16 protein-coding genes and 1 pseudogene are annotated in these 17,893 nt (G+C 56.3%); 8 read left to right on the top strand and 9 right to left on the bottom strand.

Annotation, left to right across the window (positions count from 1 at the left end):
- Positions 1–48 precede the first annotated feature (48 nt).
- The 3 genes from HMPREF2796_RS07935 to lon form a co-directional block, all read right to left on the bottom strand.
- Positions 49–1,590, bottom strand: a complete 1,542-nt coding sequence (locus HMPREF2796_RS07935; protein ID WP_070632697.1) for a peptidylprolyl isomerase — start codon at positions 1,588–1,590, stop codon at positions 49–51.
- A 307-nt stretch (positions 1,591–1,897) separates the two neighbouring features.
- Positions 1,898–2,203, bottom strand: a complete 306-nt coding sequence (locus HMPREF2796_RS07930) for an HU family DNA-binding protein (protein ID WP_161802039.1) — start codon at positions 2,201–2,203, stop codon at positions 1,898–1,900.
- A gap of 160 nt (positions 2,204–2,363) precedes the next feature.
- Positions 2,364–4,802 carry an endopeptidase La gene (gene lon / locus HMPREF2796_RS07925; RefSeq protein ID WP_070632695.1) on the bottom strand — a complete coding sequence of 813 codons (2,439 nt, stop codon included), beginning with the start codon at positions 4,800–4,802 and terminating at the stop codon, positions 2,364–2,366.
- A gap of 279 nt (positions 4,803–5,081) precedes the next feature.
- Here lon and mnmC point away from each other — a divergent pair, with 279 nt between their 5' ends.
- The 7 genes from mnmC to HMPREF2796_RS07890 all read left to right on the top strand — a co-directional run bounded on the left by mnmC (position 5,082) and on the right by HMPREF2796_RS07890 (position 12,737).
- On the top strand, positions 5,082–6,632 hold the full coding sequence (gene mnmC / locus HMPREF2796_RS07920; protein ID WP_070632693.1) for an FAD-dependent 5-carboxymethylaminomethyl-2-thiouridine(34) oxidoreductase MnmC1: 1,551 nt from the start codon (positions 5,082–5,084) through the stop codon (positions 6,630–6,632).
- 124 nt (positions 6,633–6,756) lie between these two features.
- Positions 6,757–7,230 carry an SMI1/KNR4 family protein gene (locus HMPREF2796_RS07915; RefSeq protein WP_070632691.1) on the top strand — a complete coding sequence of 158 codons (474 nt, stop codon included), beginning with the start codon at positions 6,757–6,759 and terminating at the stop codon, positions 7,228–7,230.
- Between the two features lie 70 nt (positions 7,231–7,300).
- Positions 7,301–8,752, top strand: coding sequence for a phospholipase D-like domain-containing protein (locus HMPREF2796_RS07910; RefSeq protein WP_070632689.1), 1,452 nt, complete (start codon positions 7,301–7,303; stop codon positions 8,750–8,752).
- Positions 8,753–9,213: 461 nt separating this feature from the next.
- Positions 9,214–10,095 (top strand): metal ABC transporter substrate-binding protein, encoded by an 882-nt coding sequence (locus tag HMPREF2796_RS07905; RefSeq protein WP_070632687.1) that lies wholly within the window; start codon positions 9,214–9,216, stop codon positions 10,093–10,095.
- Entirely contained in the window at positions 10,095–11,021 is a 927-nt protein-coding gene (locus HMPREF2796_RS07900; protein ID WP_049258498.1) for an ATP-binding cassette domain-containing protein, read from the top strand. The genes HMPREF2796_RS07905 and HMPREF2796_RS07900 overlap by 1 nt, the downstream gene beginning before the upstream one ends.
- Positions 11,015–11,890, top strand: a complete 876-nt coding sequence (locus HMPREF2796_RS07895) for a metal ABC transporter permease (RefSeq protein ID WP_023886494.1) — start codon at positions 11,015–11,017, stop codon at positions 11,888–11,890. Before HMPREF2796_RS07900 ends, HMPREF2796_RS07895 begins: the two co-directional genes overlap by 7 nt.
- Entirely contained in the window at positions 11,883–12,737 is an 855-nt protein-coding gene (locus HMPREF2796_RS07890; protein WP_070632685.1) for a metal ABC transporter permease, read from the top strand. The genes HMPREF2796_RS07895 and HMPREF2796_RS07890 overlap by 8 nt, the downstream gene beginning before the upstream one ends.
- Positions 12,738–12,823: 86 nt before the next feature.
- Here the strand turns inward: HMPREF2796_RS07890 and HMPREF2796_RS07885 are convergent, their stop codons facing one another.
- From HMPREF2796_RS07885 to aroG, 3 genes are all read right to left on the bottom strand, one after another.
- Positions 12,824–13,396 (bottom strand): RDD family protein, encoded by a 573-nt coding sequence (locus tag HMPREF2796_RS07885; RefSeq protein ID WP_070632683.1) that lies wholly within the window; start codon positions 13,394–13,396, stop codon positions 12,824–12,826.
- Between the two features lie 89 nt (positions 13,397–13,485).
- Positions 13,486–14,043: an RDD family protein gene (locus tag HMPREF2796_RS07880; protein WP_070632682.1), complete on the bottom strand. Its 558-nt coding sequence runs from the start codon at positions 14,041–14,043 to the stop codon at positions 13,486–13,488.
- A 202-nt stretch (positions 14,044–14,245) separates the two neighbouring features.
- Entirely contained in the window at positions 14,246–15,298 is a 1,053-nt protein-coding gene (gene aroG / locus HMPREF2796_RS07875; protein ID WP_070632680.1) for a 3-deoxy-7-phosphoheptulonate synthase AroG, read from the bottom strand.
- 183 nt (positions 15,299–15,481) lie between these two features.
- Here aroG and HMPREF2796_RS11540 point away from each other — a divergent pair.
- Positions 15,482–15,588: pseudogene (locus HMPREF2796_RS11540) on the top strand (IS5/IS1182 family transposase); the annotation flags it as partial.
- Between the two features lie 87 nt (positions 15,589–15,675).
- Here the strand turns inward: HMPREF2796_RS11540 and HMPREF2796_RS07870 are convergent.
- The 3 genes from HMPREF2796_RS07870 to HMPREF2796_RS07860 all read right to left on the bottom strand — a co-directional run bounded on the left by HMPREF2796_RS07870 (position 15,676) and on the right by HMPREF2796_RS07860 (position 17,878).
- Positions 15,676–16,452 (bottom strand): ferredoxin--NADP reductase, encoded by a 777-nt coding sequence (locus HMPREF2796_RS07870; protein ID WP_070632678.1) that lies wholly within the window; start codon positions 16,450–16,452, stop codon positions 15,676–15,678.
- 2 nt (positions 16,453–16,454) lie between these two features.
- Complete coding sequence (locus HMPREF2796_RS07865; RefSeq protein ID WP_070632676.1) at positions 16,455–17,297, bottom strand: J domain-containing protein; 843 nt, start codon at positions 17,295–17,297, stop codon at positions 16,455–16,457.
- A 149-nt stretch (positions 17,298–17,446) separates the two neighbouring features.
- Positions 17,447–17,878, bottom strand: a complete 432-nt coding sequence (locus HMPREF2796_RS07860) for a DUF4124 domain-containing protein (protein WP_070632674.1) — start codon at positions 17,876–17,878, stop codon at positions 17,447–17,449.
- Positions 17,879–17,893: the final 15 nt, after the last annotated feature.

Raw genomic sequence — 17,893 nt, 5'->3', positions numbered from 1 at the left:
AAAGGCTACCTGAAAGTTTCAGGTAGCCTTTTCAAGTGGCAAAATCAATCAGTTTTCATCCCGATCTAATTTCTGCGAGCCGTGCTGTATTGGGTATTTGCGTTGCAGCACTTGCAAATATTGGCGGTAGAACGCTTCAGTATTGCGCCCGGCAACTTGTTGGCGCAGCTCCGGCAACTGCTGTTTGCTGTTTTCCGGCAGGCTGATGGCGCGTACTTCCACCACGGCGGCGTTGCCGTTGGGCAGGGTAATCACTGCATAGCCGGGTTTGCCGTTTTGCGGATGGGCTTTCACAATGGCAGCAAAGTTTTGCAAGCCGACAGCTTGTTGCAGCTGGGTGGCACTGGCTTTTTCCGGATTACTCCATTGCAGGTTATCCACTGCCTTACCGGCTTGCAGATTGCTCAGAGCTTGGGCGGCAGCAGCTTGTGCCAGCTTGGCGCTTTCCACAGCCACATAATCTTTGCGCACCGCTTCCTTGGCTTCTTCAAAGCTCTGATTACGGGCTTTGCTCACATCGGTGGCACGCAGCACGCGCAATACGCCGTTGCCCATATCCAATACTTCGGAATTGTGGCGGCGCTCGATCACCTCGGCGCTGAACATGGCTTCCTGCACGGCTTGCGGCAGCTTGTCGGCGGCAGCTTCGGGCTGGCTGAGCCATTCTTCGTGCTTTTGCAGCGGCAGCTTCATTTCCTGCGCTACTTTTTGCAGGCTGTCCGGGTGGTCGAAGGCCAGTTGTGCCAACTGTTCGCGTGCATTGCCCAAGGCTTGGGCGGCTTTGCGCTGACGCACGCTCTCTTCCAGCTGGGTCTTCACGCTCTCAAACGGCGGTTTGGCTTCGCTGGCAGTGGTGGGCAGATTGCGGTAGGCCTCTTGCAACTCCTGCGCACTAACGGTTTGCTGTTTGGCCAGCTCTTCCACGTTCAAATCAACAAACTCAAGCTTCACGGCCAAAGGCAAGGCATATTTGGCTTTGTTGGCTTCAAAATAGCTGCGTAAGGCGGCATCGGTGGGCTGTACTTTGCTGGCAAAATCAGCGGCATTAAAGGGCGCCGTACGCAGCTCGCGTTCGCTGCCGGTAAGGGCAAGGATCTGGTTGACCTGGCTGTCGCTGACGATATTGCCGTTGCTCAACAGGCTGATCAGGGTTTGGCGGCGGTATTGCCTGCGCATTTCGTCAATCAACCTGTCTTCGGTGATGCCCCTTTGGCGCAGATAGGATTGAAACTGATCGGGGCTGAATTGGCCGTTGACTTGGAATGAAGGATCACGCGTAATCACGCCCTTGATTTGCTCAAGAGAAAGCTCGCCAACGCCCAGCTCTGCCGCACCCTGCTCAAAATAAGCTTGCTGCACCAGTGATTGATAAACGTCGTCTTTGCTGATGGGTTGGTCGCTATGGCGCGGCGCTTCCCTCAGCAGTTCCTGCACTTGCTCGGCAGTGATGTGGGTGTTGCCGATTTTGCTGATGTAGCTGCTGTGCATACCCGAAGTAAGGGTTTGGGCACCGAATCCCACAAAGGTAACAGTAATCAGCCCTAGGAGCACTTGGGACAGGCGGCGGTGTTTTTCGACGATGGCAAACATAAAAATAAACAGGAAACGTGTTGAAAATTAAATGCGGTATTGTAACGGTTCTGCGGGTGGCGGGCTATAGCGAATTAACTTAACTTTCTCGATAGCCTTGGCTGACTTTACTGTACTGTGAATATCATCTGTGGTTCGCTGCCTTGTATCGAAAGCAAATTTAATCCGCGATATAACTCCAAACAGTTTATTTAATGCCAGAATCCTCCGCTGCACCGCCAAGCATAAGAGGCTACCTGAAAACATAGGCAAGAAAAAAGACAGGCAGAAAAGCCTGTCTTTTTTCATTTATGCAAGAAGGTGCGGTTTACAGCGCATCTTTCAACGCTTTACCTGCACGGAATTTCGGAGATTTGGCAGCCGGAATAATCAGTTCTTTACCGGTTTGCGGGTTGCGGCCTTTGCGTTCGGCGCGTTCGCCCACGTAGAAAGTGCCGAAGCCAACCAGAGTTACGGTGTCGCCTTTTTTCAGAGCGGTGGTAACAGCCTTGGTAAAACCATCCAGTGCCTTGCCGGCAGCAGCCTTGGAAATGTCAGCTTCCTTAGCAATCGCTTCAATCAATTCAGACTTGTTCACGTTAAGTCCCTTTCTAGTTGAGGAGTAATGAAGAATCGGCCGATTGTGGTCGGCACCAATGCGTTTGTCTGCAACAGGCTGCTTTATAGCAAGTTCAAAATCATCGGTCAAGCAAATAAACGGCTGGAAAGCAGCTATTTTCAGCCAAAGCGGCAGGTTTGCGCCTTTCACACAACACAGCCTGCCGCTTTTCGCCTTAATGCTTGGTGGCGCGGCCGCCGGATTTTGCCGGGGTTTTAGGCTTAGCTGCGGGCACGTCCTGCCAAGGTTGCGGCTGGTATTCCAAGCCGAAGGAGAGTACTTCGTCAATCCAGCGCACCGGATGGATTTCCAGCCCTTCTTTCACGTTTTGCGGAATTTCTTCCAAATCTTTTACGTTTTCCTGCGGAATCAGCACATGCTTGATGCCGCCGCGCAGGGCAGCCAACAGTTTTTCCTTCAAACCGCCGATAGGCAGCACTTCGCCGCGCAGTGTGATTTCGCCGGTCATGGCCACGTCGGCACGCACGGGAATACCGGTGAGTGAGGACACGATGGCCAGCGTCATACCAATGCCGGCGCTGGGGCCGTCTTTAGGTGTGGCACCTTCGGGAACGTGCACATGGATATCGGTTTTCTCGTAGAAATCCGGTGCAATGCCCAATACTTCGGCACGCGAGCGCACCACGCTCCAAGCGGCAGAAATAGATTCCTGCATCACATCACCCAGCTTACCGGTGCGCAGGATATTGCCTTTGCCTTTGAGCGCGACGGCTTCGATGGTGAGCAGCTCACCACCCACTTCCGTCCATGCCAGACCGGTAACCTGGCCGACACGATTTTCATTTTCGGCCACGCCGTAGTCGAAACGGCGCACGCCGAGATAGTCGTGCAGGTTGGCGGCATCCACCACCACGATTTGCGGCGCGGCAGCGCGTTTGGCACCGGCTTTTTTATCTTGCTCCAATACCTGCTTCATCACCACCTTACGGCAGATTTTGGCGATTTCGCGGTCGAGCGAGCGCACGCCGGCTTCGCGGGTGTAGTAGCGGATGATGTCGCGTACCGCGCTTTCTTGAATATCGATTTCGCCTTTTTTCACCCCGTTGCGCTCAATTTGCTTGGGCACGAGATATTGCATGGCAATATTTACCTTCTCGTCTTCGGTGTAGCCGGAGAGCCGGATAATTTCCATACGGTCGAGCAGCGCGGGCGGGATGTCCATGCTGTTGGAAGTGGCGAGGAACATCACGTTGCTCAGGTCGAAATCCACTTCCACATAGTGGTCGGCAAAGGAGTGGTTTTGTTCCGGATCGAGCACTTCCAAAAGCGCACTGGCCGGATCGCCACGGAAATCGCGGCCAAGCTTGTCGATTTCGTCCAGCAGGAACAGCGGGTTATTCACACCGGCTTTAATCATGTTTTGGATGATTTTGCCCGGCATTGAGCCGATGTAGGTACGGCGGTGACCGCGGATTTCGCTCTCGTCATGGATGCCACCCAAAGCCATGCGCACGTATTTACGGCCGGTGGCCTTGGCAATAGATTGGCCAAGCGAGGTTTTGCCCACGCCGGGCGGGCCCACCAGGCACAGAATCGGGCCTTTGAGCTTGTTCATGCGTTTTTGCACCGCCAAGTATTCCAAAATGCGCTCTTTCACCTTTTCCAAGCCATAGTGGTCGGCATTGAGTACCAAATCGGCCTGCACAATATCTTTGCTAACCTTGCTTTTCTTCTTCCACGGAATGTCTACCAGCGTTTCGATATAGTTGCGCACCACGGAAGACTCGGCCGACATCGGCGGCATCATGCGCAGCTTTTTCATTTCGCCCAGCGCTTTTTCTTCCGCTTCCTTACTCATGCCGGCTTCACGCACCTGCTGTTCAAGTTGGTCGAGCTCTTCGCGCTCATCGCCCTCACCCAACTCTTTCTGAATCGCCTTTACCTGCTCGTTCAGATAATAGTCGCGCTGGGATTTTTCCATCTGCCGTTTCACCCGGCCACGGATGCGTTTTTCCACCTGCAAAATATCCAGCTCGGCTTCCAGTTGGCCAAGCAGATGTTCCATGCGCTCGGCCACATCGGTGATTTCCAAAATCTCCTGCCGCTGCTCCAGCTTGAGCTGCAAGTGGGCGGCAATGGTGTCCACCAAGCGGCTGTGGTCGGTGATACTGTGAATGGTGCTGGCCACTTCGCCGGGGATTTTCTTGTTGAGCTTGATGAACTGGTCGAACTGCGCCAAAAGCGTGCGGCGCAGGGCTTCGTAGTCGTGGCCGTCGGTGTTTTCTTTGGCAGCCAGCACTTCAATTTCGGCTTGGAAATAATCGCCGCTGTCGTTCACGGCCAATGCGCGGGCGCGCTGCATGCCTTCTACCAGCACCTTCACCGTGCCGTCGGGCAATTTCAGCACTTGCAGGATGTTGGCCAGCGTGCCGATGGTGTGCAAATCGTCTGTGCCGGGGTCTTCGTTGGCCGGATTTTTCTGCGCCAAAAGGAACACCGGCCCGTCTTGCTCGATAGCGGCATCCAGCGCGGCAATGGATTTGGGGCGGCCGACAAACAGAGGCAGCACCATATGCGGATACACCACCACGTCACGCAGCGGCAACATCGGCAGGGTGCGGGTTTCAGCGGGATTATGCTGGGATTGGGTCATTATCTTCTCGGTTATTGTTTTCAGTTGAATAGGATGGCTAAAGCCTCATTGCCCGGCAAATTGGGGGCAGGCAAGCGCATTTCAAGCATTCGGCGGAGTTTAGTTTGTAAAAGGCTACCTGAAAGCCGGCAGCGGTTTGAATTTTGTTGGCACTATGCTTTTAGGTAGCCTTTTGCCCGATGCCGTCGAAACATGCCAAGCCAAAGTTGCCGCCGCCAGCTGCTTCTGTCTATACTGCCTCCCATCTCCCATTCCCGCCCATACCAGCCGGCAAACGCCATGACTACCCCTACCCTCATCTGGCAAGGCATCCCTGCCGAACAAGAGCTTGCCGCCGCCATCTCCCGGCATCCCCGCGCCGCCTGCATTTTTCTCAGCGACGATTTTTCAGGTAGCCTCCATGAGCCCGATAAAGGCTACCTGAAAAGTTGCGCAGCCTCCGCCGCCAACTTTATCCCTGCCGATGCCAACCCGCTGCAACGTAATATTTATCTGCTGCCCGCCGCCGCGGCCGCCGAGTTGGCACAATACGGCTTCGGCGAACCGGTTTGGCAAAACAGCCCGCCAGTGCCGCAACAACCGGGCTCGAGCAAACCCTGGCAAATCGCACCGCCGCCCATCCCTGTGGAACGCGTACTGATTATCGGCGGCGGCATTGCCGGCGCAGCCACCGCCCACGCCCTCGCCCGACGCGGCATCAGCAGCCTGATCCTCGAACAAAACGACCAGCCCGCCCGTGCCGCCTCCGGCAACCGGCAAGGCCTGCTCTACGCCAAAATCTCCGCCCACCCCACCCTGCAAACCCGCCTTTTGCTCGGCAGCTACGGCTACAGCCGCCGACTGCTCGAACACCTTCTGCCCAACAGCCCGGATTGGCAAGCTTGCGGCGTGCTGCACCTCAACCACAATCAGAGCGAAACCCGCCGCAACCGCGAACTGGCCGAGCAACGCGCCAACCGCCATCTTTATTACGCCGTCAGCCCCGCCGAGCCCGAAGCACTTTCCGGCATCCCGCTGAGTGGGCAGAGCGGCCTGTTTTGGCCGCAGGGGGCGTGGCTCAACCCACCATCCTTCGCCGCCGCCCTGCTCGAATCACCCCGCATCCGCGTGCTCACGCAGCATCGACTCACCAATCTGCAACGCCACGGCAGCGAATGGCAGCTTGCTGTGGATACGCCGCAAGGCATGCAGACTTTTTCAGGTAGCCACATCGTGTTCTGCTGCGGCGCCGAGCAATTGGCCGATATCCTGCCCGAAGCCCTGCCGCTGCAATTCATCCGCGGCCAAACCAGCCTGGCCGATGCCTCGCCCTTCAGCCGCCGGCTGCGCTGTGCCCTGAGCGCCGATGCCTATATTTCGCCGGAGTATCGCCATCAGCACTGTTTCGGCGCCAGCTTCGTGCCCAACGAGCAAAGCAGCGAGTTGCGTGCCGCAGAAGACGACGGCAACCACGCCAAACTGGCGCAACTCTCGCCCGAACTCGCCGCCGCCCTACCTGCTTACCATTCCGGCCATGCCGCCGTGCGCGCCGACTGCTACGACCATCTGCCCGCCGTGGGCGCACTGGGCGACTGGGCGGCGATGCGCGTGCAATACGCCAAACTCGCCCACGATAAAAACTACCGCCTGCCCGACCTACCATGCCCCCACCTGCCCGGCCTGTTTGTGAACAGCGGGCACGGCAGCCGCGGCCTCGCCACCGCCCCGCTGTGCGGCGAACTCATCGCCGCGCAAATACTCGGCCAGCCCCTGCCCGCCGAGCCCGAAGTGGCCGCTGCCCTCGCCCCAAACCGCTTGTTAATCCGCCGCATTATCCATCGGCAAACTTAAAGGCTGCAGGCTACCTGAAAATGTAAAAGCGGCAGAATAGTCTTTCGTTGCGCTACCGGCTTGATTTGCCCCATATGGCTAGCTGGAGCGTCTGTAAAGCCTTTTTCATTGAAGGAATAAAGCAATGTGGTATCAATCATTTGAATTTTACGACCAACACCCTCCTGCCACACCGGACGACATTGCCGCATTCCGTGCCCCTTTGCCCGAAGCCGAACGCACCAATGCATTAAACTATCTAGACTCCTACGCAACACAGCTCAGCGCCACCGGATATTGCCTACCGCCCCACTTTTATATCCCCAACGAACTGATGCAGCTTTGGCAATATTCCGTGCACGGCGGCATCACGGGCAATGGGCAGGATTTTGGCTACTTCTCACCGGCAGAAACTGTATCTTATTATTTTGGCTATCAGTTCTGGTATTACGCGCCCAATTTACTGCCGATTGCATTCGATGGCGGCGGCGTGTTCTATTGTTACGATTTCGGGCAGCCCGGCCCTTTAATTGTGCTGAAGGACTCAGGCTCGGATGACCTGGGTGTTCCTGTTGGCAGCAGTCTTGCCGCCGTGCTGGCTCAAGAATTGGATTACTGAATAGCAATCCAATCCAGCGCAACAGGCTACCTGAAACCTCAAACCAACCCAATCCACACGAAAACACACCATGTCCAACCGCACCCTCCTCCTCGACCACCCGCAGCCGCTGCTTGATCAGCTGCATGCGCGTTCCAGCAGCAGCGAAATGCACGGCGGCAACAGCGTGCAGCTCTTGCAGGACAGCCACGAAAACTTTCCCGCCTGGCTGGAAGCAGTGGCTGCAGCCGAGCATTATGTGCTGATTGAAATGTATATTTTCGCCGCCAACGATTTCGGCGTGCGGCTACGCGATTTGCTGGTGGAAAAATGCCGCCAGGACGTGAGTGTGGTGCTGGTGTACGACTGGATCGGCAGCCTGTGGCCGTCGGTGTGCCGCTTTTTTGAGCCGCTCAAGCAGGCCGGCGCGCAAGTGGTGGCCTACAACCCGCCCGGTTTTGCCAGCGGTATTGGCCTGCTCTCGCGCAACCACCGCAAATCCTTCGTGATAGACGGCCACACCGCCTTCGTGAGCGGATTGTGTGTGTCTTCCGCCTGGGAAGGCAATCCGGCCACAGGCGTAGCGCCGTGGCGCGATACCGGGCTGAAACTGCAGGGGCCGGTGGTGGCCGAAGTGGTGCAGGCTTTATCCGACACGCTGCGCTCGCAAGGCGAAAGGCTACCTGGAAACATCACCCCTTATGACGGCACGGCTGCCGGCACGGTGCGCGCCGGCGTAGTGGCCACCACGCCCAGCAACAACAATATGATGCGGCTGGATTTGAACGCGCTGGCGCTGGCACGGCGCAACCTGTGGCTCACCGACGCCTATTTCATGCCCACCCGCCTCTACACCCAGGCCCTTATCAATGCTGCCAACGACGGCGTGGACGTGCGCATCCTCGTGCCGCGCACTTCCGATATCCGCTGGATAGGCCGCGTGTCGCGCACCCGCTACCGCAGCCTGTTGGAAGCCGGTGTGCGCGTATTTGAATGGGACGGGCCGATGATTCACGCCAAAAGCGCCATTGCCGACGGACAATGGGCGCGCGTGGGTTCGACCAATCTCAATTTCGCCAGCTGGTATCTCAACCGCGAATTAGACGTGGTGATCGAAGATGCGGTGGTGGTGCACCAGCTGGAGCAGATGTTTCTGCAAGACCTCGCCAATGCCACCGAAATCGTGCTCAACAGCAGCGAACGCCGTGCCGCCCTACGCCGACGCCACCAAATGCTCTCCAAGCGGCACAGCCGCCAGCGCGCCCAAGCCGCCGCCCGCCAGCTGCTGCAGCTTTCCAGCATGTTTCGCGGCAACTTCTACGGCACGCGCACGGTGGATGAAAACGAAGCCAAATCCTATCTGAGCCTGGGCATCGGTATGCTGGCGCTGGCGCTGCTGCTATGGTTCGCGCCCTATCTGTTGGTGGTACCGTTGATATTTCTGCTACTGGCCGGCGGGCTTTCCACCACCGTCCACGCCGTGCGCCAGCTGTGGCGCTTCCGGCGCCGCAAACGTTCGGGCAAAACGGATCAATCCGGCTGAAGGTCAAGGCTACCTGAAACTGAGTAGGAGTAGTTATTTTTGCCCCCTTTCTTCAGTTTTCAGGTAGCCTCTGTTGCTGCTACAAAGGCTACCTGAAACGATGTTCCACCAAGCCAAGACCTATTGCTCAATCTTCAGGTAACCTATTCAGCATAAATTAACACAAAATAACAAAACGCAAGGTATAAACACCCGCTCCTGCCTGCCAACCCAATCGGTTTTGCCTGATTTAAATTGTCAAAGAGGCTATTGCCTATAGCAATGATTGCTGGCATAGCAAGGCAAAATACGCATAAAATAATCCCGTATGCGATATAGGCTTATTGTTTCTGCTGATTTTTCTGTGGTGACATAAAAACTACTATAAAATAATTGATAGTAATTTCTATTTATGCTAGTATGTAAATAGGCAACTGCTTCGCTTTGCCACCCATTCAACCAAATCAAATTAGGAGAAAACAATGCGCCGATTATTATCCGCATTCTGCCTGCTGGCCGCTCTAGGCTTGGCCGCACCGGCTTATGCCAAATTCAAAGTAGTCACCACCTTCACCGTGATCCAGGATATTGCCCAAAACGTGGCGGGGGATGCCGCGGTGGTGGAATCGATTACCAAGCCGGGTGCAGAAATCCACGATTACCAGCCCACGCCGCAAGACATTGCCAAAGCGCAATCTGCCGATTTGGTGCTGTGGAACGGGCTGAACCTGGAACGCTGGTTTGAACGTTTCTTCCAAAACGTACGCAACAAACCGGCAGTGGTGGTTACGCAAGGCATTACCCCGATGTCGATTCATGAAGGCCCCTATCGCGGCCAGCCCAATCCGCACGCTTGGATGTCTACCCGCAATGCTTTAATCTATGTGGAAAACATCAAAAATGCGCTGATTAAGTACGACCCGCAAAACGCAGCCATCTACACCCGTAATGCTTCCGCCTATGCCCAGCGCATCCGCAACCTAGACCGCCCCTTGCGCGAAAAACTGGCGCGGGTGCCGCAAAACCAGCGTTTCTTGGTGACCAGCGAAGGCGCGTTCAGCTATCTGGCACGCGACTACGGCTTTAAAGAAGTGTATCTATGGCCAATTAATGCCGAGCAGCAAGGCACGCCGCAACAGGTGCGCCGCGTAATCAACACCGTGCGGCAAAACCATATTCCGGTAGTGTTCAGCGAGAGCACCGTATCGCCGCGCCCGATGCGGCAAGTATCGCGCGAAACCGGCGCCAAATACGGCGGCGTATTGTATGTGGATTCGCTTTCCGCCAAAAACGGCCCGGTGCCCACCTACCTCGACCTGCTCAATACCACGGTTTCCACCATTGTTAGAGGATTTGGAAAATAATGTCTGAACAAGCCGCCTCCATCAGCGTTGAATCGGTAACGGTTCGCTACAGCAACGGCCACACGGCCATCCGCGACGTGAGCTTCACGCTGCAAGGCGGCACCACCTGCGCGCTGGTGGGCGTAAACGGCAGCGGCAAATCTACCCTGTTTAAAAGCCTGATGGGGCAGATTAAGCCGAAATCGGGCAGCATCCGCCTGTGCGGTCTGCCCGTGCCGCAGGCGCTCAAGCGCAACCTGGTGGCCTATGTGCCGCAGAGCGAGGAAGTGGATTGGCAGTTTCCCGTGTCGGTGTACGACGTGGTGATGCAGGGGCGCTACGGCTACCTGAATTTCCTGCGCCTGCCCAAAGCCGAAGACAAACGCAAAGTTCAGGAAGCCATGGAACGGGTAGGCATTGCCCATTTGGCGCAGCGGCAAATCGGCGAGCTATCCGGCGGGCAGAAAAAACGCGTATTCCTGGCGCGCGCACTGGCGCAGCAGAGCAAGATTATCCTACTGGATGAGCCGTTTACCGGCGTTGATGTGAAAACCGAAGATGCGATTGTGGATTTGCTCGGCCAGCTGCGCGCGCAGGGGCATCTGATTTTGGTATCGACCCACAACCTCGGCATGGTGCCCGATTTCTGCGACCAAGTGGTGATGATCAACCGTACCGTGCTGGCCGCCGGCCGCACCGAACACACTTTTAACCAACACAACCTCGAATTGGCCTTCGGCGGCGTGCTGCGCCATTTCCGCCTCTCTGGCAGCGATTTGCACGACGACGAAGACAGCCGAGTGCTCACCGTACTCACCGACGACGAACGCCCCGCCGTGTTCTACGGCCAAGCCAAAAACGATCCGCCCGCTGTGCCCTGTTGCAGCGATGCCCAAGGCAGCTGTGCGGAGCAGGAAAACGGCAGTGAAGGAGACGGCTCATGTTAGACATGCTGCTGGAGCCGTTTGCCTATGAATACATGGTGAAGGCCATCGTGCTGAGTGCGGCGGTGGGCGGCATGTGTGCATTTTTGTCGTCTTATTTAATGCTCAAAGGCTGGTCGCTGATTGGCGACGCGCTGTCGCACTCGGTGGTACCCGGCGTGGCGGTTACCTATGCGCTCGGCCTGCCCTATTCCGCCGGTGCGTTTGTATCCGGCATTTTGGCGGCACTGTCGATTTTATGGATACGCGCCATCACGCAGCTGAAAGAAGATGCGGTAATCGGCTTTATCTTCACCACCTTCTTTGCCATCGGCCTGTTTATCGTGTCGGTGAACCCGACTGCGGTCAACGTGCAGGAAATCGTGTTGGGCAATATTTTAGGCATTGCCGACGAAGATATTTTTCAGGTAGCCATCATCATCGGCGTGTGCCTGCTGTTTATGCTGCTCACTTGGAAAAACCTGCTCTTGGTGTTTTTTGACGAAACCCAGGCCGTGGCCGTCGGCCTCTCGCCGTTGCGCTATAAAATTTTGTTTTTCTGCCTGCTCAGCGCCTGCGTGGTGGCCGCGCTGCAAACCGTGGGCGCGATTTTGGTGATCGCCATGGTGGTTACTCCCGGCGCCACCGCCTATCTGCTTACCGACCGCTTCGGCAAGCTGGTGCTGATTGCGGTGGCGCTCGGCATCATTACCTGCGCCTTAGGCGCCTACATCAGCTTTTTCCTCGACGGCGCCACCGGCGGCGTGATTGTATGCCTGCAAAGCCTGCTGTTCCTGCTCGCCTTCGTGTTTGCGCCTAAATACGGCCTGTTGCGGCAAAAATTCGGCGCCGCACCACAGGCAGTGGAAGAAACGGAGGCCGGCCATGTCTGAGCTGATCAACTGGTTTGCCGAGCCGCTCGCCTTTCCTTTCATGCAGAACGCCCTGCTCACCGCGCTGATTGTGTCCATTACCTGCGGGCTGCTTTCCTGCTATCTGGTGCTCAAAGGCTGGTCGCTGATGGGCGACGCAGTGTCGCACGCGGTGCTGCCCGGCATCGTGCTGGCCTTCGTGTTCGGCATTCCGCTGCAAATCGGTGCATTCGCTTCCGGCCTGCTCTGCTCCGTGGGCGTAGGCTACCTGAAAAACAACAGCCGTCTCAAAGAAGACACCGTGATGGGCATCGTGTTCTCCGGTATGTTTGCGCTCGGCCTCGTGTTGTTTACTAAAGTGGAAACCGACCAACACCTCACCCACATCCTGTTCGGTAACGTGCTGGGCGTGAGCAGCGAAGAGCTGCTGCAAACCTTCGCCATCTGTACCGCCGTGGCCTTGGCCGTGCTGCTCAAACGGCGCGACTTCATGCTCTACTGCTTCGACCCCGCCCAAGCCCGCATTGCCGGCCTCTCCCCGCAGTTCTTGCACTACAGCCTGCTCACCCTGCTCGCGCTGACCATCATCACCGCCATGCAGGTGGCCGGTGTGGTGCTGGTAGTGGCCATGCTCATTTCCCCCGGCATCACCGCCTTCCTGCTCACCAAGCGCTTTGAACGCATGATGATCATTGTCGTGGCGGCTTCCGTATTCACCAGCCTCGCTGGCACCCTGCTCAGCTACCACCTCAACTCCGCCACCGGCCCCAGCATCGTGATTTTGCAGGCCATTCTTTTCCTGCTCGCCCTCATCTGGAACAAACTGCGACAGGCGTTTGGCCAAGAAAAGGCAGCAGCAGCTAGCTGAAACATGGCAGCAACAAGTTGCACATTCATCCGCCATAATGAAAAGGCTACCTGAATGCTTCAGGTAGCCTTTTGTGATGCCGGCGCTCACACCTTCACCACCAAAGTCTGCAACATCAAATCCTGCGGCGTTTGATAATTGCCACGCTTGCGGCACAGCATAATCAGGTACAGCAATTGCACCGTGCAATAAACAATACGATCCAACCCCAGGCCGCTGAGCAACCCGCACAGCGCAAGCAAGGTGGCAAAGAAAAACACCTCACGCGCCAGCACATATTTGGCGAAGCCCGGATTCGCGCCGGTGTCCGTAATCACACGGATACGAATTTTCTGGCCAATGCTTTGCCCGCTGCAGCTCATCATAAACACCTGCGCCACCCCCAGCAGCAACCCCGCCACCACCCCCAGCAGCAACCCCGCCACCAGCCCCAGCGGCAAAAGCAGCAGCAACCAAGGCATTTCAGCTTGCACATAGGACCTAGTGTACTCAATCCTTAATAAAAACATAACCAACAGCATAATGGGCAGAATGCGGTCGATAGCACCGGCCAGCAAGCGTTGCCACGGCTTAGCCAACTCCACCTCCTTCATCCGCTCCGCTGCCTGCGGCTCGGCTGCTGATTCAGGAGGGCGATAGGCTTGGCGGAAATTTTGCATGGTTTGTCCTCAAATTAGGCCAGATAAATAAGGCTACCTGAAAACGGGAAAATGATTTCAGGTAGCCTTACGCATGAATAACGGACGACTTAGTTTTTGATAACCAATGTCTTCGCCAGCAAATCCTGCAAGGTTTGGCGGTTGCGGTTTTCCATAAACAGCATCACGACACAGGCGATACCGGCAACGATGGCTAGCAGATTACCCAAGTCTTCACTGAATACGCTAATCAGGGTGAAAATAAAGTTATAGCCAAATTCACGTACCAGCACATATTTAACAAAGCCGGGATTGTCGCCATCCTCAGTAATCACTCGGATACCTACGATTTTTTTGCCGATACTTTGGCCATCTCGCACCATGATAACTAAGTTGTAAATCAGCAAGCCGATAGCTGCCACAAGGGCAATAGTAAATACAACCATCGCTGCCTTACCATCTCTACCGCCCATGAAGGCTACTAAAACGGCTGCCAAAATACCGATACCGGCAAAGGGGAGGCCGTCCATAATTCTGGCGCCCATCCGCTGCCACGGGCTGGCCAGCTCTACTTCCATTTCATTGTCATCGAATAAATCGTTTTCCAATGCGGTGGAGGCATAGGCTTGGCGGAAATTTTCATTTGGGTTTTCGCGGAAATCTTGCATGAGTGTATCTCCCTCGGGCGGCTGCAAACATTTGTGCCTACCCTGTTGTTAATATAGACGTTGTTGGAAAGTTGCAGATTTTAACAGTTTGGTGTGGTTTGTAAATATTTACCGCTTTTCAGGTAGCCTTTTGTTGCATCAGGCTACCTGAAATGTATCGAAGACTCTGCACTGTGCAAAAAAGCGGCACAAGCCGCTTTGTTCATACCCTGCCGCGATTGGCTTCTGCCATCAAGGCGAGCAGCTCTTCGGTGGTGTCCCAGCCGATGCAGGCGTCGGTGATGCTTTGGCCGTAGGTTTCAGGCTTGTCTTGGCGGCCTTCCACCAAGTGGCTTTCTACCATGATGCCCATGATGTTTTGCTCTCCATTTTGCAGCTGCGCGGTCACATCGCGCGCCACTTCCATTTGGCGGGAGTAGTCTTTGCGGCTGTTGGCGTGGCTGAAATCCACCATTAATCTAGGCGTTACACCGGCTTTGTCCAGCTGTTCGGCGGCGGCTTTAACATGTTCCGCGCTGTAGTTCGGCTCTTTGCCGCCGCGCAGGATGGCGTGGCAGTCGGGGTTGCCGGCAGTGTGGACGATAGCGGAATGGCCGGCTTTGGTTACGGAAAGAAAGTGGTGCGGGTGGGAGGCGGCGCCAATGGCATCGATGGCGATTTTGAGGTTACCGTCGGTGCCGTTTTTGAAGCCGACTGGGCAGGACAGGCCGCTGGCAAGCTCGCGGTGCACCTGGCTTTCGGTAGTGCGCGCGCCGATGGCACCCCAGGAGATGAGATCGGCGTAATACTGCGGGGTGATCATGTCGAGAAATTCGGTGGAAGCGGGCATGCCGAGGTTGTTTAAATCCAACAGCAGGCGACGGGCTTGGCGCAGGCCGAAGTTGATATCGAAGGTACCGTTGAGGTGGGGGTCGTTGATGAGCCCTTTCCAGCCCACGGTGGTGCGCGGTTTTTCAAAATAAACGCGCATCACAATCAGCAGCTCTTTTTCATATTTTTTGCGCAAGGGCAGCAGGCGCTGGGCGTATTCAAGGGCAGCTTTGGGGTCGTGGATGGAACAAGGGCCGATGATGACGAGCAGGCGCTGGTCGCGGCCGTGCACCAAATCAGCAATCTGGTGGCGGGTGGTTTCCACCAAATCGGCAGCGGCTTCGCTGATGGGCAGTTCGTAGAGGTGGGCGATGGGTGGCAGCAGCTCGCTGATGCTGCGGATGCGTACGTCGTCGGTACGGCTGAAGGCTTGGGAGTGGCTCATGGCTGTGTTTTGCTGTTCGTGGGAAGGGGCTTATTGTGGACTGGGCGGCGGCGGCTGGCAAGGGCTTAATGTTCAGGTAGCCTCAAATAGGCTTGTGAGGCTACCTGAAAATGGCTGGGCGCCTGATACACGCCTGCAAGCTGTCTGCGTCTCGCTAACTTTGAGGAGTTTTGCCCAGCTTGTTATAGTGGATTACATTTAAATCAGGACAAGGCGGCGAGCCGCAGACAGTACACACGTTACGGCAAGGCGAGCCAACGCTGTACTGGTTTAAATTTAATTCACTATATTTTGCAGGCTAAAAATCGGTTTCAGGTAGCCTATTGCTAGAGGCTACCTGAAAACATGAGCAGCACGCTGCTTGGCAACTTCAAGCTTTAAAAACCATTTTCCATCATGATGTGGCCGGGGATGCGGTTGCGATGCATGGCAAAGCCGAGCTTGAGCAGGGCTTGGAAGGTGTCTTTCACCATAGCCGGGTTGCCGCACAGCATGAAGCGGCTGCGTTCGGTGGTGAACGGCAGGCCGAAGGCTTGGCTGAGGCTGCCATTTTCCAACAGTTGCGGCAGGCGCTGATTGAGGCTGCCGGGCTGCTGCTCGCGGGTGAGCACGGAAACGAAGCGCAGTTTGTCGTAATACTCGCCCACCAGCGGGTGTTCGGCCAAGTCGCGGATGCGCTGGTTGAACACGGCTTCGTTGGCGTGGGAAACGGAATGAGCCAGGGCAAGATGGTCGAAGCGCTGCCAAATTTGCGGCTGCTGCAAGATGGAGAGAAAGGGGGTGATGCCGGAGCCGGTGCTGAGCATGATAAGGTCGCTGCCATCGGGGAAGCGTTCGGGCAACAAGAAGCCGGTGGCGGTTTTATCGAGCAGGATGGTATTGCCGGCTTCCAGTTGTTCGAATCGGGCCGACATGGGGCCGTCTTCGATGAGCACGGCGAAGTATTCGAGGGTGTCGTCGTATTCGGCGGAAACCACGGAATAGGCGCGCCAGATAAAGCCGCTACCTTCGGGAAAGCCGAGGCGGGAAAACTGGCCGGCGGCAAAGCGGTATTCTTCGGGGCGGCTGATGGCAAAACTCATCAGCTTGGGTGTGTGGCGTTTTACCCAAAGTACGGTTTCTTCTGTGTATTTAGCGGCGGGAGAGGCGCTCATGATTATCCTTGCTGTGTGGGCGGGAGGGTGATGCTGGCATCGGGGTATACCGGCGCATCATTTTGTTTTTCTATTTGCCAAACATCGGTTTGGGTGTGGCGGCCGCTGTCTAAGTCGAGATAGAGCAGTCGGTATTGGCCGGCGCCAAGTTCGTAGAGGGTAAAGAAACCCTTCTCTGGCATGTAGAAAGTGCGGATATTTTGCCAAATGCCGTCTTGCTGCATTTGTAGTTCTACCATGCGATCGGCGCCGTGGTTGGCGATGCTGGCGATAGACATGCCGTTTTGCGCGGCCACGGGGTAGCCGGCGATGTAGTCGGAAAAATACGGCCAGATATTGCCGTTGGGGGCTTTGGTCGGGCGTTGGTAGGCGCTGCCTTGGGCGGCCAGCTGGCTCACGGCGGAAGACGTATCTTGAGGCACCGACGGGGTTTTATCCAGCCACCACCAAAGCTGCAACACCAGCAGCCCGAACAACAGGCCGGTGCCGAACACCAGCCAAAATGCTTTATTCGCACGCAGCCGTTGCCACTGCGCTTTCAGCTTCTGCAGCCAAGGCGTCAGCTTGGCCTGCTGCCGCGCGGCGGCTTGTTGCAGCAAGGGATTGGTGGCTTTAGCCTGGCGTTGGGCGGCAATCCAGGCATCGTGCCGTTTGCGCTGTTCGGGGTCGGACAACACGGCGTAGGCCTTGTTTACCATCTGCATGATGCGCAGGGCTTCGGGGTTGTCGGGATTGAAATCGGGATGATAGCGTTTCGACAGGCGGCGGTAGGCCTCGCGTATCTCCTTATCCGAAGCGGTTTCGGACACGCGCAGGTTGCGGTAGTGCGTGGGGATGGCGGGCATAAGGGCTACCTGAAAACTGAAGCTTCAACGAGGTTAAATCAGTTGGGATGTTAAGCGGGCAAAATTCGGTTGATTCGTTTTCAGGTAGCCTGTATCACACCCAAGGCTACCTGAAAACATCACTGCAAGAAATTCAAGCACAACCGGATTTATTTATTCAGGTTATTCACTTCCTGCTGGGCTTTGTTCACTTCCTCTTCCAGCTTGCCGATGCGTTCCAGATAGCGGGCGTAGTTGCGCTCGTTGCCGTAGCGCACTTTGCGGCCTTCTTCCAGATTCTGCTGGGCTTGGCGCAGGCGTTCGTTGGCAGCTTGGCGCTGGCTTTCGCTAACGGCAGGCTGGGCAGCGGGGGCCGCAGGCTCGGGCGTGGCGGGGCTGCTGTAGCTCGGATAGCTGGGCGCGGTGCTCACGGGAGCGGGATAGGTGGTCATACGGCCGAGGTTGACGGCGCGGCAGTTGGGGCCGGGGCTGGCGGTGTAGGTGCGGCGGCCTTGGCGGTCGGTACATTCGTAGGTGGTGGCGCTGGCTACGGCGCAGACGCCCAGCAGGCAGGCGGCAAAGAGAGGGGATAATTTTTTCATGTTTATATCCTTATT

Origin of the sequence: Eikenella sp. HMSC071B05 (assembly GCF_001811325.1) — a bacterium.
Taxonomy (GTDB): Bacteria; Pseudomonadota; Gammaproteobacteria; order Burkholderiales; family Neisseriaceae; genus Eikenella; species Eikenella corrodens.
Note: the sequence above shows the minus strand (reverse complement) of the source record. Positions and strands in the feature narration are given on the sequence as shown.

What these genes read in the sequence shown, in the direction of transcription:
- HMPREF2796_RS07935 (WP_070632697.1), bottom strand. Translation starts at nt 1,590, where the DNA reads ATGTTTGCCATCGTCGAAAAACACCGCCGCCTGTCCCAAGTGCTCCTA.
- lon (WP_070632695.1), bottom strand. Translation starts at nt 4,802, where the DNA reads ATGACCCAATCCCAGCATAATCCCGCTGAAACCCGCACCCTGCCGATG.
- mnmC (WP_070632693.1), top strand. Translation starts at nt 5,082, where the DNA reads ATGACTACCCCTACCCTCATCTGGCAAGGCATCCCTGCCGAACAAGAG.
- HMPREF2796_RS07915 (WP_070632691.1), top strand. Translation starts at nt 6,757, where the DNA reads ATGTGGTATCAATCATTTGAATTTTACGACCAACACCCTCCTGCCACA.
- HMPREF2796_RS07910 (WP_070632689.1), top strand. Translation starts at nt 7,301, where the DNA reads ATGTCCAACCGCACCCTCCTCCTCGACCACCCGCAGCCGCTGCTTGAT.
- HMPREF2796_RS07905 (WP_070632687.1), top strand. Translation starts at nt 9,214, where the DNA reads ATGCGCCGATTATTATCCGCATTCTGCCTGCTGGCCGCTCTAGGCTTG.
- HMPREF2796_RS07900 (WP_049258498.1), top strand. Translation starts at nt 10,095, where the DNA reads ATGTCTGAACAAGCCGCCTCCATCAGCGTTGAATCGGTAACGGTTCGC.
- HMPREF2796_RS07895 (WP_023886494.1), top strand. Translation starts at nt 11,015, where the DNA reads ATGTTAGACATGCTGCTGGAGCCGTTTGCCTATGAATACATGGTGAAG.
- HMPREF2796_RS07890 (WP_070632685.1), top strand. Translation starts at nt 11,883, where the DNA reads ATGTCTGAGCTGATCAACTGGTTTGCCGAGCCGCTCGCCTTTCCTTTC.
- HMPREF2796_RS07885 (WP_070632683.1), bottom strand. Translation starts at nt 13,396, where the DNA reads ATGCAAAATTTCCGCCAAGCCTATCGCCCTCCTGAATCAGCAGCCGAG.
- HMPREF2796_RS07880 (WP_070632682.1), bottom strand. Translation starts at nt 14,043, where the DNA reads ATGCAAGATTTCCGCGAAAACCCAAATGAAAATTTCCGCCAAGCCTAT.
- aroG (WP_070632680.1), bottom strand. Translation starts at nt 15,298, where the DNA reads ATGAGCCACTCCCAAGCCTTCAGCCGTACCGACGACGTACGCATCCGC.
- HMPREF2796_RS07870 (WP_070632678.1), bottom strand. Translation starts at nt 16,452, where the DNA reads ATGAGCGCCTCTCCCGCCGCTAAATACACAGAAGAAACCGTACTTTGG.
- HMPREF2796_RS07865 (WP_070632676.1), bottom strand. Translation starts at nt 17,297, where the DNA reads ATGCCCGCCATCCCCACGCACTACCGCAACCTGCGCGTGTCCGAAACC.
- HMPREF2796_RS07860 (WP_070632674.1), bottom strand. Translation starts at nt 17,878, where the DNA reads ATGAAAAAATTATCCCCTCTCTTTGCCGCCTGCCTGCTGGGCGTCTGC.